This is a genomic window from Janibacter sp. CX7, assembly GCF_024362365.1.
Taxonomy (GTDB): domain Bacteria; phylum Actinomycetota; class Actinomycetes; order Actinomycetales; family Dermatophilaceae; genus Janibacter.
The window spans coordinates 2684295-2699598 of sequence record NZ_CP101464.1; the positions used below are offsets into that span (position 1 = coordinate 2684295).

At 65.8% G+C, this 15304-nt stretch carries 11 protein-coding genes and 3 rRNA genes; 4 read left to right on the forward strand and 10 right to left on the reverse strand.

Annotation, left to right across the window (positions count from 1 at the left end; translation table 11 throughout):
- The first annotated feature begins 232 nt into the window (after positions 1 to 232).
- Positions 233 to 2167, forward strand: a complete 1935-nt coding sequence (acs, locus tag NMQ01_RS13210; RefSeq protein ID WP_255184382.1) for an acetate--CoA ligase — start codon at positions 233 to 235, stop codon at positions 2165 to 2167.
- Between the two features lie 157 nt (positions 2168 to 2324).
- Here acs and rrf read toward each other — a convergent pair.
- From rrf to NMQ01_RS13230, 4 genes are all read right to left on the reverse strand, one after another.
- Positions 2325 to 2441: ribosomal RNA gene (gene rrf, locus NMQ01_RS13215) — 5S ribosomal RNA — on the reverse strand.
- A gap of 105 nt (positions 2442 to 2546) precedes the next feature.
- Positions 2547 to 5659: ribosomal RNA gene (locus NMQ01_RS13220) — 23S ribosomal RNA — on the reverse strand.
- A 384-nt stretch (positions 5660 to 6043) separates the two neighbouring features.
- Positions 6044 to 7565 (reverse strand): 16S ribosomal RNA (locus NMQ01_RS13225).
- Together the 16S, 23S and 5S rRNA genes form the textbook arrangement of a ribosomal RNA operon.
- A 559-nt stretch (positions 7566 to 8124) precedes the next feature.
- Positions 8125 to 8940 (reverse strand): glycerophosphodiester phosphodiesterase family protein, encoded by an 816-nt coding sequence (locus NMQ01_RS13230; RefSeq protein ID WP_255184383.1) that lies wholly within the window; start codon positions 8938 to 8940, stop codon positions 8125 to 8127.
- A 199-nt stretch (positions 8941 to 9139) separates the two neighbouring features.
- On the opposite strand from NMQ01_RS13230, the gene NMQ01_RS13235 reads away from it, so the two are divergent.
- A complete protein-coding gene (locus NMQ01_RS13235) occupies positions 9140 to 9598 on the forward strand; it encodes a phage holin family protein (RefSeq protein ID WP_255184384.1) in 459 nt (152 codons plus the stop codon).
- A gap of 80 nt (positions 9599 to 9678) precedes the next feature.
- Positions 9679 to 10503: an alpha/beta fold hydrolase gene (locus NMQ01_RS13240; protein ID WP_255184385.1), complete on the forward strand. Its 825-nt coding sequence runs from the start codon at positions 9679 to 9681 to the stop codon at positions 10501 to 10503.
- Here NMQ01_RS13240 and NMQ01_RS13245 read toward each other — a convergent pair.
- A complete protein-coding gene (locus tag NMQ01_RS13245) occupies positions 10469 to 11158 on the reverse strand; it encodes a CoA pyrophosphatase (protein ID WP_255184386.1) in 690 nt (229 codons plus the stop codon). The two genes, NMQ01_RS13240 and NMQ01_RS13245, sit on opposite strands and share 35 nt — an antisense overlap.
- Complete coding sequence (gene nth, locus NMQ01_RS13250; RefSeq protein WP_255186379.1) at positions 11155 to 11823, reverse strand: endonuclease III; 669 nt, start codon at positions 11821 to 11823, stop codon at positions 11155 to 11157. The genes NMQ01_RS13245 and nth overlap by 4 nt, the downstream gene beginning before the upstream one ends.
- 105 nt (positions 11824 to 11928) lie before the next feature.
- Here nth and NMQ01_RS13255 point away from each other — a divergent pair, with 105 nt between their 5' ends.
- Complete coding sequence (locus NMQ01_RS13255) at positions 11929 to 12606, forward strand: Crp/Fnr family transcriptional regulator (protein ID WP_255184387.1); 678 nt, start codon at positions 11929 to 11931, stop codon at positions 12604 to 12606.
- A 415-nt stretch (positions 12607 to 13021) separates the two neighbouring features.
- On the opposite strand, the gene NMQ01_RS13260 is transcribed toward NMQ01_RS13255, so the two are convergent.
- The 4 genes from NMQ01_RS13260 to NMQ01_RS13275 all read right to left on the reverse strand — a co-directional run bounded on the left by NMQ01_RS13260 (position 13022) and on the right by NMQ01_RS13275 (position 15304).
- The gene (locus NMQ01_RS13260) at positions 13022 to 13729 is read right to left on the reverse strand and encodes an MBL fold metallo-hydrolase (protein ID WP_255186380.1); all 708 of its coding nucleotides are present in this window, start codon (positions 13727 to 13729) and stop codon (positions 13022 to 13024) included.
- A gap of 98 nt (positions 13730 to 13827) precedes the next feature.
- The gene (locus NMQ01_RS13265; RefSeq protein WP_255184388.1) at positions 13828 to 14685 is read right to left on the reverse strand and encodes an NUDIX hydrolase; all 858 of its coding nucleotides are present in this window, start codon (positions 14683 to 14685) and stop codon (positions 13828 to 13830) included.
- Positions 14685 to 15149 (reverse strand): RidA family protein, encoded by a 465-nt coding sequence (locus NMQ01_RS13270; RefSeq protein WP_255184389.1) that lies wholly within the window; start codon positions 15147 to 15149, stop codon positions 14685 to 14687. Before NMQ01_RS13270 ends, NMQ01_RS13265 begins: the two co-directional genes overlap by 1 nt.
- Positions 15149 to 15304 (reverse strand): DUF4177 domain-containing protein, encoded by a 156-nt coding sequence (locus NMQ01_RS13275; RefSeq protein ID WP_255184390.1) that lies wholly within the window; start codon positions 15302 to 15304, stop codon positions 15149 to 15151. Before NMQ01_RS13275 ends, NMQ01_RS13270 begins: the two co-directional genes overlap by 1 nt.

The window sequence follows — 15304 nt, forward strand, 5'->3', positions numbered from 1 at the left end:
CAGACTGCCCAGAATCGAACCGCCTAGGTCCGCCGCGCCCTGAGCACTGTGCCCACCTGCTGCGTGAGCCGCTCGTCGGCAGGTGGCCGCAGTCGGACCGCTCGTCGTGCCCCTCCCCTCGCCCGGCGATGCACCACCCCCCGCCGTTGTGCTCGTCGCCACGGCGGGAGAAGGTAGGAGGTGGACACAGGTCCGCGCGAGGGCGCGCGGACCCACTCAACGAGGAGGACATGTGACGGACTACGCCCCCACCCCCGAGTTCACCGAGCAGGCCGTGGGCAAGGCCTCGCTCTACGACGAGGCCGAGGACCACGAGGCCTTCTGGGCCGCGAGGGCCCGGGAGTACGTCACGTGGAGCACGGACTTCGACACCACGCTCGACTGGAGCGATGCTCCCTTCGCCAAGTGGTTCATCGGCGGTGAGCTCAACGCCGCCTACAACTGCGTCGACCGCCACGTCGAGGCCGGCAACGGCGATCGCGTCGCGCTGCACGTCGTCGGCGCCAACGGCGACGACCGCACCATCACCTATGCCGACCTCCAGCGAGAGGTGTGCAAGGCGGCCAATGCCCTCACCTCCCTCGGTGTGGCGAAGGGGGACCGCGTCGCCATCTACATGCCGATGATCGCCGAGGCCGTCATCGCGATGCTCGCGTGCGCTCGCATCGGCGCGCCGCACTCCGTCGTCTTCGGCGGCTTCTCCTCCGACGCCCTCAAGGCGCGCATCGAGGACGGTGAGGCGAAGGTCGTCATCACCTCCGACGGCCAGTTCCGCAAGGGCAAGGCCATGCCGCTCAAGGACGCCGTCGACCGCGCGGTCCCCGGCACGACCGCGGGCAAGGTCCTCGTCGTCCAGCGCACCGGCATCGACGTCACCTGGGACGACGAGCGTGACGTGTGGTGGCACGACGTCGTCGACTCCGCGTCCGACGAGCACGAGGCGCAGCCGCACGACAGCGAGCACCCGCTCTTCATCCTCTACACCTCCGGCACGACCGGTAAGCCGAAGGGGATCCTGCACACGACCGGCGGCTACCTCACCCAGGCGGCCTACACCAATGCCGTCGTCCACGACGTGCACCCCGAGACCGACGTCTACTGGTGCACGGCCGACATCGGCTGGGTGACCGGTCACAGCTACATCGTCTACGGTCCGCTGGCCAACGGCGCGACCCAGGTGCTCTTCGAGGGCACCCCCGACAGCCCGCACCAGGGCATCTTCTGGGAGATCATCCAGAAGTACGGCGTCAGCATCCTCTACACCGCCCCGACGGCGATCCGCACCTTCATGAAGTGGGGCGCGGACATCCCGGAGAAGTACGACCTGTCGTCCATCCGCGTGCTCGGCTCGGTCGGCGAGCCGATCAACCCGGAGGCCTGGCGCTGGTACCGCGACAACATCGGCGGGGGCAGCGCCCCGATCGTCGACACGTGGTGGCAGACGGAGACCGGCGCGATCATGAACTCGCCGCTCCCCGGCGTCACGACCCTCGAGCCCGGCAGCTCCCAGCACCCCATCCCGGGCATCAGCGCCGAGATCCTCGACGACGAGGGCCAGCCGCTCACCGAGCCCGAGAAGGTCGGCTACCTCGTGCTCACCAAGCCCTGGCCGTCGATGCTCCGTGGCATCTGGGGCGACCCGGAGCGCTACAAGGACACCTACTGGAGCCGCTTCGGTCCCGAGTACTACTTCGCCGGCGACGGCGCGAAGTACGACGACAAGGGCAACATCTGGATCCTCGGTCGGGTCGACGACGTCATGAACGTCTCCGGCCACCGGCTCTCGACGGCCGAGATCGAGTCTGCCCTCGTCTCCCACCCCCGGGTGGCCGAGGCCGCCGTCGTGGGCGCGAGCGACGAGACGACCGGCCAGGCCGTCGTCGCCTTCGTCATCCTGCGTCAGGACGGCGACGGCTCCGGCGGTGCCGAGGGTGACGACCTCGCCCAGGAGCTGCGTGGGCACGTCGGCGAGCAGATCGGCCCGATCGCCAAGCCGCGCCAGGTGATGATCGTCGACGAGCTGCCCAAGACGCGCTCGGGCAAGATCATGCGCCGTCTGCTCAAGGACGTGGCGGAGAACCGCGAGATAGGTGACGTGACTACGCTCGCCGACTCGTCCGTCATGAACCTCATCAAGGACGGGATGGCCAAGCCGGCATCTGACTGACCACCACCGACGAAGGGGGCCCGCCAGCTCGGCGGGCCCCCTTCGTCATGTGTGCGCACTCCCCCAGGAATGACAGTGCCCGGGGAGGAATGCACGCTCTCCCCGGGAATGCAAGAAGCCCCCCAGCGACTCGCTGGGGGGCTTCTTGTGAATGTTTGTCCGGCTGCGTCCTACTCTCCCACACCGTCACCAGTGCAGTACCATCGGCGCTGAAGGGCTTAGCTTCCGGGTTCGGAATGGGACCGGGCGTTTCCCCTTCGCTATGACAGCCGAAACTCTATGGAAATACAGTGGACGTGCATTGTGTCCCGACCGTATCTCGGGAACTGCACAGTGGACGCGAACATCGTTCTTTTTTACGCAACACGAAGGTTGTGTGTGTATCAAGTTATCGGCTTATTAGTACCAGTCAGCTACATGCATTGCTGCACTTCCACATCTGGCCTATCAACCCAGTCGTCTACTGGGAGCCTCTCGGAGCTAAGCTCCATGGAAACCTCATCTTGAGACATGCTTCCCGCTTAGATGCTTTCAGCGGTTATCACTCCCGAACGTAGCTAATGAGCGGTGCCCTTGGCAGAACAACTCACACACCAGAGGTTCGTCCAACCCGGTCCTCTCGTACTAAGGTCAGCCTCTCTCAAGTTTCCTACGCGCACAGCGGATAGGGACCGAACTGTCTCACGACGTTCTAAACCCAGCTCGCGTGCCGCTTTAATGGGCGAACAGCCCAACCCTTGGGAGCTACTCCACCCCCAGGATGCGACGAGCCGACATCGAGGTGCCAAACCATCCCGTCGATATGGACTCTTGGGGAAGATCAGCCTGTTATCCCCGGGGTACCTTTTATCCGTTGAGCGACGGCGCTTCCACAAGCCACCGTCGGGTCACTAGTTCCGACTTTCGTCCCTGCTCGACATGTCTGTCTCGCAGTCAAGCTCCCTTGTACACTTGCACTCGCCACCTGATTGCCAACCAGGCTGAGGGAACCTTTGAGCGCCTCCGTTACATTTTAGGAGGCAACCGCCCCAGTTAAACTACCCACCAGGCAATGTCCCTGATCCGGATCACGGACCGAGGTTAGATAACCAGAACGACCAGAGTGGTATTTCAACGATGACTCCACACACACTGGCGTGCATGCTTCACAGTCTCCCACCTATCCTACACAAGCCGTCCCGATCACCAATACCAAGCTATAGTGAAGGTCCCGGGGTCTTTCCGTCCTGCTGCGCGTAACGAGCATCTTTACTCGTAGTGCAATTTCGCCGAGTTCGCGGTTGAGACAGTGGAGAAGTCGTTACGCCATTCGTGCAGGTCGGAACTTACCCGACAAGGAATTTCGCTACCTTAGGATGGTTATAGTTACCACCGCCGTTTACTGGGGCTTAAATTCTCAGCTTCGCCCACAAGGGGCTAACCGGTCCTCTTAACCTTCCAGCACCGGGCAGGCGTCAGTCCGTATACATCGTCTTGCGACTTCGCACGGACCTGTGTTTTTAGTAAACAGTCGCTTCTCCCTGGTCTCTGCGGCCCTTTCCCCTAGCCCGTAAAGAGCTTCAGGGTCCGGGCCCCCTTCTCCCGAAGTTACGGGGGCATTTTGCCGAATTCCTTAACCACGATTCACTCGATCGCCTTGGTATTCTCTACCTAACCACCTGAGTCGGTTTGGGGTACGGGCGGCTCGAACCTCGCTAGAGGATTTTCTCGGCAGCATAGGATCACCCTGCTTCCCTCAAAAGAGGTCACCATCAGGTCTCAGGAACATGCCAGGCGGATTTGCCTACCTGACTCCCTACACCCTTGGACGTGGACAACCATCGCCACGCGGAGGCTACCTTCCTGCGTCTCCCCATCACTTGACTACTACCAGCTCGGGTCACGCGTTCCACTCACCAGCGCAACCCCGAAGGGTCACTAACGATGAGCTTCAGGCGCTTAGCATCACTGGATTCATCATGGGCGGTTCTTCGCCGGTTCCGGAATATCAACCGGATGTCCATCGACTACGCCTGTCGGCCTCGCCTTAGGTCCCGACTTACCCAGGGCAGATTAGCTTGACCCTGGAACCCTTGGTTATTCGGCGGACGGGTTTCTCACCCGTCATTCGCTACTCATGCCTGCATTCTCACTCGTGTGGCATCCACGACTGGATCACTCCGCCGCTTCACTCGCCACACGACGCTCCCCTACCCATCAACACGCCTGGACACCACAAGGGTGCCGAGCAGTGTGTCAATGCCACAGCTTCGGTGGTGTGCTTGAGCCCCGCTACATTGTCGGCGCGGAATCACTTGACCAGTGAGCTATTACGCACTCTTTAAAGGGTGGCTGCTTCTAAGCCAACCTCCTGGTTGTCACGGCAACTCCACATCCTTTTCCACTTAGCACACGCTTAGGGACCTTAGCTGGTGATCTGGGCTGTTTCCCTCTCGACTACGGAGCTTATCCCCCGCAGTCTCACTGCCACGCTCTCACTTACCGGCATTCGGAGTTTGGCTAACGTCAGTAACCTGGTGAGGCCCATTAGCTATCCAGTAGCTCTACCTCCGGTAAGAAACACGTGACGCTGCACCTAAATGCATTTCGGGGAGAACCAGCTATCACGGAGTTTGATTGGCCTTTCACCCCTACCCACAGCTCATCCCCTCAGTTTTCAACCTAAGTGGGTTCGGTCCTCCACGACGTCTTACCGTCGCTTCAACCTGGCCATGGGTAGATCACTCCGCTTCGGGTCTAGACCCAGCGACTGAACGCCCTATTCGGACTCGCTTTCGCTACGGCTTCCCCACACGGGTTAACCTCGCCACTGAGCACTAACTCGCAGGCTCATTCTTCAAAAGGCACGCCGTCACCCCACAAGGAGGCTCCGACGGATTGTAAGCGCACGGTTTCAGGATCTATTTCACTCCCCTCCCGGGGTACTTTTCACCTTTCCCTCACGGTACTTGTCCGCTATCGGTCACCAGGGAATATTTAGGCTTAACGGGTGGTCCCGCCAGATTCACACGGGATTTCTCGGGCCCCGTGCTACTTGGGAAAAATCATCCGGAGTCCACACCATTTCGTCTACGGGGGTCGCACCCTCTGTGCCGAGCCATTCAAGACTCTTCGACTATGACATGAATTTCTTACTCCAGCCCAGAATGTCAGTCCTGAGACAGAAAATCCCACAACCCCGAACCTGCAACGCCTGACAGCTATCACACAAGCTCGGTTTGGCCTCATCCGCTTTCGCTCGCCACTACTCACGGAATCACTATTGTTTTCTCTTCCTGCGGGTACTGAGATGTTTCACTTCCCCGCGTTCCCTCTACCTGCCCTATATATTCAGACAGGAGTGACTGGACTTGCCTCCAGCCGGGTTTCCCCATTCGGAAATCCTCGGATCAAAGTCTGGTTATCGACTCCCCGAGGCTTATCGCAGATTCCTACGTCCTTCTTCGGTTCCTGGTGCCAAGGCATCCACCGTGCGCCCTTAAAAACTTGAGCCACAAAGATAAAGATGCTCGCGTCCACTGTGTAGTTCTCAACATACGGGCGGCAACCCCACCAGATGATCACACCCACACCCACAACGAGCGCGGTATACGACCAGGCAAGGCCCACAACCCAACCCCAACAACCGTAATCATCGGGGTCGTGGTCCATGAAGCTTCACTCGCGTGAACCCTCAGGACCCAACAACGTGTCAGACACCCACCCAGGCAGCTCATGCGTTCCACTGTCACCACTCCAACAAGAGCAGGTGATCGGTACTAACAACAGCCACACCAGGCAAGCGTCAAATAATCGATGTTCCACCCGAGCACCTACTGCCAGACACTCGCCGGCAGCTAGGCTCTGGACCACCAAACGGTGGCCAGTGCTCCTTAGAAAGGAGGTGATCCAGCCGCACCTTCCGGTACGGCTACCTTGTTACGACTTAGTCCCAATCGCCAGTCCCACCTTCGACGGCTCCCCCACAAGGGTTGGGCCACCGGCTTCGGGTGTTACCGACTTTCGTGACTTGACGGGCGGTGTGTACAAGGCCCGGGAACGTATTCACCGCAGCGTTGCTGATCTGCGATTACTAGCGACTCCGACTTCATGGGGTCGAGTTGCAGACCCCAATCCGAACTGAGACCGGTTTTTTGGGATTCGCTCCACCTTGCGGTATCGCAGCCCTTTGTACCGGCCATTGTAGCATGCGTGAAGCCCAAGACATAAGGGGCATGATGATTTGACGTCATCCCCACCTTCCTCCGAGTTGACCCCGGCAGTCTTCCATGAGTCCCCACCATTACGTGCTGGCAACATAGAACGAGGGTTGCGCTCGTTGCGGGACTTAACCCAACATCTCACGACACGAGCTGACGACAACCATGCACCACCTGTATACCGACCCAAAGGGGGCAACCATCTCTGGAAGTTTCCGGTATATGTCAAGCCTTGGTAAGGTTCTTCGCGTTGCATCGAATTAATCCGCATGCTCCGCCGCTTGTGCGGGCCCCCGTCAATTCCTTTGAGTTTTAGCCTTGCGGCCGTACTCCCCAGGCGGGGCGCTTAATGCGTTAGCTGCGGCACGGAACTCGTGGAATGAGTCCCACACCTAGCGCCCAACGTTTACGGCATGGACTACCAGGGTATCTAATCCTGTTCGCTCCCCATGCTTTCGCTTCTCAGCGTCAGTAGTGGCCCAGAGACCTGCCTTCGCCATCGGTGTTCCTCCTGATATCTGCGCATTTCACCGCTACACCAGGAATTCCAGTCTCCCCTACCACACTCTAGTCTGCCCGTACCCACTGCAAGTCCGGGGTTGAGCCCCGGATTTTCACAGCAGACGCGACAAACCGCCTACAAGCTCTTTACGCCCAATAATTCCGGACAACGCTCGCACCCTACGTATTACCGCGGCTGCTGGCACGTAGTTAGCCGGTGCTTCTTCTGCAGGTACCGTCACTTTCGCTTCTTCCCTGCTGAAAGAGGTTTACAACCCGAAGGCCGTCATCCCTCACGCGGCGTCGCTGCATCAGGCTTTCGCCCATTGTGCAATATTCCCCACTGCTGCCTCCCGTAGGAGTCTGGGCCGTGTCTCAGTCCCAGTGTGGCCGGTCGCCCTCTCAGGCCGGCTACCCGTCGTCGCCTTGGTGAGCCATTACCTCACCAACAAGCTGATAGGCCGCGAGCCCATCCCAAACCGAAAAACTTTCCAGACCATAACCATGCGGCTTGATCTCGTATCCAGTATTAGACGCCGTTTCCAGCGCTTATTCCAGAGTCTGGGGCAGGTTGCTCACGTGTTACTCACCCGTTCGCCACTGATCCACTCCAGCAAGCTGGAGCTTCACCGTTCGACTTGCATGTGTTAAGCACGCCGCCAGCGTTCGTCCTGAGCCAGGATCAAACTCTCCGTTGATGATTAAAAACCCCAACACCCACCGAAGCGAGCATCAGAGCCAATCAGTAACCCAACAAAGGGCTGAACCATGACTGAGCAAGAACAACCAGCGCAATCGCTGAGTTCATTCATTGTCAACCAAAGGAAAAAATTCATCCGACCAATCACACCCAACCCCACGAACGCAGGACCAGGCACAACCAGCCAAGACGAGGTATTGGCATCGATTTTTGACACGCTGTTGAGTTCTCAAGATTCACACGCACACCCATCACCACCCACCGTCTCCGGCCAGATGCTTCAAGGGGCAACTTCTCTAACTTACCACTGTCCATGCTTGGGCGCCAACTTCGTGATCCGCTCTTGGAGCGGCCGTTGTTGATCGCGCTTGGATCTTCAGCGGTGGCCCACCGTAGCAGCGGGGCTGCTCGGTTCCAAATCCGCGGTTCCGACCTGATCGACCGGATCCGAGTAACTCGGATGAGGGCTGTCAGCTCGCGGGACCGGCCTGCCTGGGGTGACTTCTCGAGTCACCGCTTGGTGTCCGTTCCTCCCTCTCGGGCTGACGTCGAGAACATTAGATCACCGATGCCGCAGACGCCAAATCGCCTCTGCCGGAGGCCCTCAGACCCCTCATCGGGGCCCAGGTCCCGCGCTGGATCATCACCGTGCGGAGCACATCCGGCCGGTCGGTGATGATCCCGTCGACCCCCATGTCGAGCAGCTCGTGCATCAGCCGGGGCTCGTCGACGGTCCACACGACGACGCGCACCCCCAGCCGGTGAGCCCGGCGCACGAGCGAGGCGGAGTGGATCGGCAGCCGGCCCAGCTGGACGGGGACGTGGGCGAAGCGCCCGCGCACCACGGCCGCCGGTGGCTGCAGTCCCGCCTTGGATGCGGAGATGAGGGCGGTGAGCGATCGCCATCCCAGTGCCGTGCGCACGTGCGGTGCCTGCGAGGCGAGCAGGTGCAGCCACCCGTCCCAGGCGCCGGCGACGCACACCCGCTCTGCGTAGTCACGTCGCTGGAGCAACCGCGCCATCGGCGCGATCGCCGCCCGGTCCTTGAGGTCGACGGTGAAGCAGGCGTCCGGGAAGCTCCGCAGCGCCTCCTCGAGGGTGGGGATCGGCTCGGTCCCACCCACACGCACGTGACGATCGAGGTCGGCCAGGGTGTGGGCGCCGACGCGCCCGGTCCCCGTGGTGACCCGGTCGAGGGTGTCGTCGTGGAAGCAGACGAGCTGACCGTCGGCCGTGAGCTTGACGTCCGACTCGAGGTAGCGCAGGCCCAGAGCCGTGGAGATGGCGAAGGCAGCCAAGGTGTTCTCGGGCGCCAGGTGGGCCCCACCGCGGTGCGCGATCGCGAGTGGCTCCGTCTCCTCGCCGTAGCTCATACCCCGATGGTGGACCCCCTTCGCCCCTCGTGCCGACCACAACGGGGGTGTGGTGCACAGGGTTCACCATGACTTCCCCGGGACGTTGCCGTCGCGTCGACGAAGGGAGGATGCCGGGCGCGCGGGAAACTCGTGGGTAGGCTGGGCGACCGAAGACGCCACCCCTGTGGCAGGTCACGTCGACACGAGCAGGAGCAGCATGAGCAACGATCACGCCCGCACCGGCAGCACCGACCCCGTCACCCGACGACTCGTCGGTCAGCCCGCACCCGGCGAGACCGAGCGCACCGTCGGTCAGCTCGTCTCCGACGCCACGCACGACATCTCGGCCCTCGTGCAGAGCGAGATCCAGCTGGCCAAGGCCGAGGTCACCAAGGGCCTGTCCTTCGGCGGCAAGGGCGCGGGCCTGCTCGCCGTCGCCGGCTTCCTCGCGCTGCTCGGCCTGATCTTCCTCTTCCACACGCTGGCCAGGGTCATCGCCATCTGGCTGCCCGTGTGGGCGGGCTACCTCATCATCACGGTCGTCCTCTTCCTCATCGCCGCTGGTCTGGGCTTCGTCGGCCTCAAGGCGCTGAAGAAGGCCAAGGAGAACACCGTCCCGCAGAAGGCGATCCGCAACGCCCAGGACACGGTCGCCGCGATCAAGCCGGGCAGCTGAACCCGCCCGACGCCGCGGCCGCCCTCGTCGACGGCCCGTGGGAGCACCGCTTCGTCTCGGCGAACGGCGCCCGCTTCCACGTGGCCGTCACCGGGAGCGGGCCCCTCGTCCTCTTCGTCCACGGCTACCCGCAGTTCTGGTGGGCCTGGCGCCACCAGCTGCCGGCCGTCGCCGCGCAGGGCTACCGCGCCGCCGCGGTGGACCTGCGCGGCTTCGGCGCAAGTGACAAGCCGCCCGCCGGCTACGACCTGGCGACCGCCTGCGACGACCTCGCCGCGATCGTCCGCAGCCTCGGCGCGGACGACGCGGCGCTCGTCGGTCTCGGCCTCGGCGGCTGGGTCGTGTGGAGCATGCCGACCCACCAGTCGGGCGTGACCCGGGCGATCGCTCCCTTCGGCGTCCCCCATCCCGCGGTCTTCCACCGCGCCATGTGGCGCCACCCGCTGCAGTGGCGGGCCAACCAGTACCTGCGCGCGATGCAGGCCCCCTTCGCCTCCGAGCGTCAGCCGCTCACCGTCTCCCGCCGGCTGAACGCCTGGTCCGGCAGCGACACCTCGTGGATCACCGACGAGGTCACCGAGCGCTACACCGAAGCGATGTCCGTCCCCTTCGCCGGGCAGGCCGCCGCCGAGTACCACCGCTGGTTCTACCGCTGCCGGCTCACGCCGAGCGGGGTGCGCTACCTGCACAAGCTGCAGGGCCGCATCGACGTGCCCGTGCTGCAGCTGCACGGCGCCGAGGACCACACCTCGCTGCCGGTGCTCGCCGCCGAGAGCTCTCGGTTCGTCGAGGGGCCGCTGGCCCGAGCCAGCGTGGCCGGCGCCGGGCACTTCGTGCCCGAGGAGGCTCCCGAGGAGGTCACCGACGCGCTCAGCGCGTGGTTGACCGCCGCACACCCTGCGTGAGGTAGGGCTTGACGTAGCGCCACGGGAGGCGACGCCGCCTCCCTTCGTCCCAGGGCTCGGTGAGGTCCGCCGCGTCGAGCAGGACACTCACCAGCTGGGCCGTGAAGCCCCACACGAAGAGGCCCGCGACCTCGAAGGCCGGCCCGACGTAACCGCTCGGCCCCTTGACCATGAAGCGGTTGGCGGGATCGACGAGATCCGCCACGGGGATGCGCTCCACGCGCGCCACCTCGCCGGGATCGACGACGCGAAGGGGGCCCGGCTCCGGCGACCAGCCGAGCACCGGCGTCACTGCATTGGCGCTCGGGCTCAACCACAGGTCGGGGAAGGACCCGATGATCTCGATGCCGGCGGGATCGGCCCCGACCTCCTCCCACGTCTCGCGCAGGGCCGCGTCGACGGGGGTCTCGCCCGGGTCGAGCTTGCCGCCCGGGAAGGAGACCTGACCGGCATGGCTGCGCAGGTGGCCGGAACGCTCGGTGAGGACGATGTCGTGGCCGCTCTCCCCCGGCGAGACGAGCATGAGGACGGCGGAGCGGCGCTGCGGGTCCGGCGGCGGGGCGAAGTCGGTGAACCACGACGGGAGGTCGGCACGCAGGGCGGCCTCGGCCTCCAGCAGCCAGGTCGGCGGCGCCGGGGTCGGGTCCGCCGTCATCGTGCGGCTCCGGGGGCGAGCTCGTACTTGAGCAGCTTCGCCGCCTGGTCCGGGTCCGTCTCGCCCGCGCCGTAGGACGGGCAGAGCCGGGCCACGGGGCAGGCGCCGCACGCGGGTCGGCGGGCGTGGCAGGTGCGCCGGCCGTGGAAGATCACCACGTGGCTGAGCATCGTCCACTCCTTGCGCGGGATGAGCGCACCGACGGCGTGCTCGACCTTGACCGGGTCCTCCTCGTCGGTCCAGCCCATGCGCCGGGAGAGCCGGCCGAAGTGGGTGTCGACGGTGATGCCCGGGACGTCGAAGGCATTGCCGAGGACGACGTTGGCGGTCTTGCGGCCGACGCCGGGGAGCTTGACGAGGTCCTGCAGACGGGGCGGGACCTCCCCTTCGTGCTCCTCGACGATCGCCGCAGCCAGCTTGAGGACGGAGTTGGTCTTCGCGCGGTAGAAGCCGGTGGGCCGCAGGACCTCCTCCATCTCCGTGCGGTCGGCGGCGGCCAGGTCGGCCGCCGTGGGCCACCGGGCGAAGAGGGTCGGCGTCACCTTGTTGACCATGACGTCGGTCGTCTGCGCGGACAGCACCGTGGCGACGAGGAGCTGGAGCGGGGTGTCGAAGTCGAGCTCGCAGTGGGCGTAGGGGTAGCGCTCGTGCAGCAACCGGTACATCCGTCGGGCGCGGCGGGTCAGGGCGAGCGGGGACTCGACTCGATCGGCAGACACCCCCGCAGCCTAGGGCCCCCTCGCGCGCGGCATCGTGGCACACTGCCCGGTGTGAACCTCGATGTCGTACGCCGCGCCCCGCTCTTCGCGACCCTTGACGACGCCGATGCCGCGCAGGTGATGGCGTCCATGACGCCCGTGCGCATGGAGCGCGGCGACGTCCTCTTCAACGAAGGGGACCAGGGTGACCGGCTCTACGTGATCGCCGAGGGCAAGATCAAGCTCGGCCGCTCCTCCACCGACGGCCGCGAGAACCTGCTTGCGATCCTCGGCCCCTCCGAGATGCTCGGCGAGCTCAGCCTCTTCGACCCGGGTCCGCGCACCGCGACCGCAACCGCCGTCGCCGAGACCCAGCTCATCGGCCTGGGCAACGAGCAGCTGAGCCAGCTGCTCGGCGCGCACCCGCGCATCGCCGGCACGCTGCTCGCCGCGCTCGCGCGTCGTCTGCGCCGCACCAACGAAAACCTCGCCGACCTCGTCTTCACCGACGTGCCGGGTCGCGTCGCCAAGGCCCTGCTCGAGCTGAGCCAGCGCTTCGGCCGCCCGGTCGAGGACGGCGTCATGGTCGCCCACGACCTCACCCAGGAAGAGCTCGCCCAGCTCGTCGGCGCCTCCCGCGAGACGGTCAACAAGGCCCTCGCCGACTTCGCCTCGCGCGGTTGGCTGCGCCTCGAGGCCCGCGCGGTGCTCCTCACCGACGTCGAGCGCCTCCAGCGTCGCGCTCGCTGACCCGCACCCCTCGCGAAGGGCCCGGCCGCCTCTGGCGCCGGGCCCTTCGTGCGTGCCGTGGCGCCAGATGACCCGCGGGTACGACGACCACTCGCGGGCCCGGCAGACTCCAGCGCCCGCAACACCGGGCATGTCGCCGTCCCCCGTGCCAGGAGTGATCGTCGTACCCGCGAGTCACCACCACCGGGCCCGCCGGTCCGACGCGGTCGAAGGGCAGGGTGGCCCGACCACGGGCGAGAGGCGGAAGCGGACGAAGGGCGGGGGTGACCCGACTCATGAAGAAGTCCGGCCGCATCACCGTGGTGAGCTGTCAGAACAAGCAGCCGGACTTCTTCTTAGGGCCACCCCCGCCCTTCGGGAGCGCACCCAGCCGCACCCGGAGTGCGGCGAGCGCCGGGGAGGCAGCAGCCGAGGCTCAGGCCGACTCGAGGTAGCGCAGCTGCGCGAGGACCGACATCTTGGCGGCCGGCCACACGGAGCGGTCGACGTCGGCGTACACGGTCGCGACGACCGCGTCGGCGTCGGTCGCGCCGTCGGCGACGGCGGCGCGCACCTGGTCGAGGCGTTCGCGGCGGTGCGTGCGGTAGAAGTCGACCATCGCGCTCGCGTCGGGGACGGTCGGGCCGTGGCCGGGCAGGATCTGCGCGACGCCACCGTCGCCGGTGAGCGCCTTGATCCGCTCGAGCGAGTCGAGGTAGGCAGCCAGCTCACCGTCGGGGTGGGCGACGACGGTCGTGCCGCGCCCGAGGACGGTGTCGCCGGTGAGCAGGGCGTGGTCGGCGGCGAGCGCGAAGGAGACCGAATCCGCCGTGTGCCCGGGGGTGGCGACGACCTGCACCTCGAGGTCGCCGGCCCGCAGGACGTCTCCGTCGGCGAGGTCGTCGTGGCCGCGCCCGACCGCCTGGACCGGAGCACCGGTCAGACGGGCGAGACGAGGCGCCCCCTCGCTGTGGTCGTGGTGCCCGTGGGTGAGCACGATGCGCGCGACCCGCGCGCCGAGGGCGGCGACGTGGTCGACGACCCGCTGCTGGTGAGCAGCCTCGTCCTCACCCGGATCGATGACGATGGCCTCGCTCCCGCCGGGCGACAGGAGCACCCACGTGTTGGTGCCGTCGAGGGTCATGGGGCCGGGGTTGCCCTGGAGCAGGCAGTGCGCGTGCTCGGTGATCTGCCCCCCGGTCCACTGGCCGAAGGGGGCGGACGGCTCCGGGGCGACGGCGCTCACGGCAGGTCCGCCCGCATCGCCGGGCCGGCGTCGGTGTCGACGAGCCGGGGCATGATCGGCGCGATCGGCAGGTCCTGACCGAGGGCGCCGCTCACGGTGGAGACCTCGGCGAGCTGCTCGAGGCAGACGAGGGTCGGCGGCATGAGCATGAGGTCGCCGTCCTCGAAGGCATCGAGCACGTCGCGCGGGTGCACCCACTCGGACAGGTCGGCCTCGCTCGTCTCGCCGTCGGGCTCCTGCCCCGGGGGCACGGCCGCGACGAAGAACCGGGTGTCGTAGCGACGCGGCTCGGCCTCGGGGGTGATCCAGTGCGCGCGGTAGCGCAGCAGGTCGCTGCGCAGGACGAGGTGGTGCTCGAGGAGCACCTGGCCGAAGCCGATCTCGTGGGCGACGAGCCGGGCACGCAGGTCGCCGGCGACCTCGGGGTCGAGGAGCGGCGCCTCGTCCGCGCCGGCAGCGGTGCCGTCGCCCTCGGCGGACGCGGGCGAGGCGAGGAGCACGCCCGTCTCCTCGAAGATCTCGCGCACGGCCGCGGCGACGAGCATGCGCGCGCTCGCCTCGTCGGTGCCGAAGACCTCGGCCCACTCCTCGACGGAGGGCCCGGCCCAGGGCAGCTCGTCCTCGGCGTCACGGACGTCGACTCCCCCACCGGGGAAGACGTGCATCGAGGGCGCGAAGGCCATCGACGAGACCCGGCGCAGCATGAAGACCTCGAGCGGCCCCTCGTCGTCGCGCACGAGCATGACGGTCGACGCGAGCTTGGTCGGGGCCGGATCCGTCACCTCGCGACGGCTCCCGTCGAGACCGAGGAGGGACTCGCGCAGCGGCCCGAGGACGAAGTCGCGCTGGCCCATCAGTCGCGGAGCCTGACCGTCACCTCGACCTCGACCGGGGTCCCGAGCGGCAGCGCGGCCACCCCGACGGCAGAGCGGGCGTGCTCACCGGCGGCGCCGAAGACCTCGCCGAGGAGCTCGCTCGCGCCGTTGATGACTCCCGGCTGGCCGGTGAAGTCGGGGGCACTGGAGACGAAGCCGACGACCTTGACGACCTGCTCGATCCGGTCGAGGTCGCCGACGGCCGCGCGGATCGCGGCGAGCGCGTTGATCGCGCACTGCCGGGCCGCGGCCTTGGCCTGCTCGGGGTCGACCTCGGCGCCGACGTGGCCGGTGACGGGCAGCTCACCGTCGACGAAGGGCAGCTGCCCGGAGGTCAGCACGTGGGTGCCGTCGACGATGGCCGGCACGTAGGCCCCGGCCGGGGCGGGCGGGTCCGTCAGCGTGATGGACAGCTCGGCGAGCCGCTCGTCGATGCGTCCCATCAGTCGCCCTTGGGTCGCTTGAGGTAGGCCACGAGGTTGCCCCCGTCGCCCTGCAGGACCTGGACGAGCTCCCAGCCGTCCTCGCCCCACTGGTCGAGGATCTGCTTGGTCGCGTGGACGATGAGCGGCACGGTGACGTACTCCCACTGGGTCAT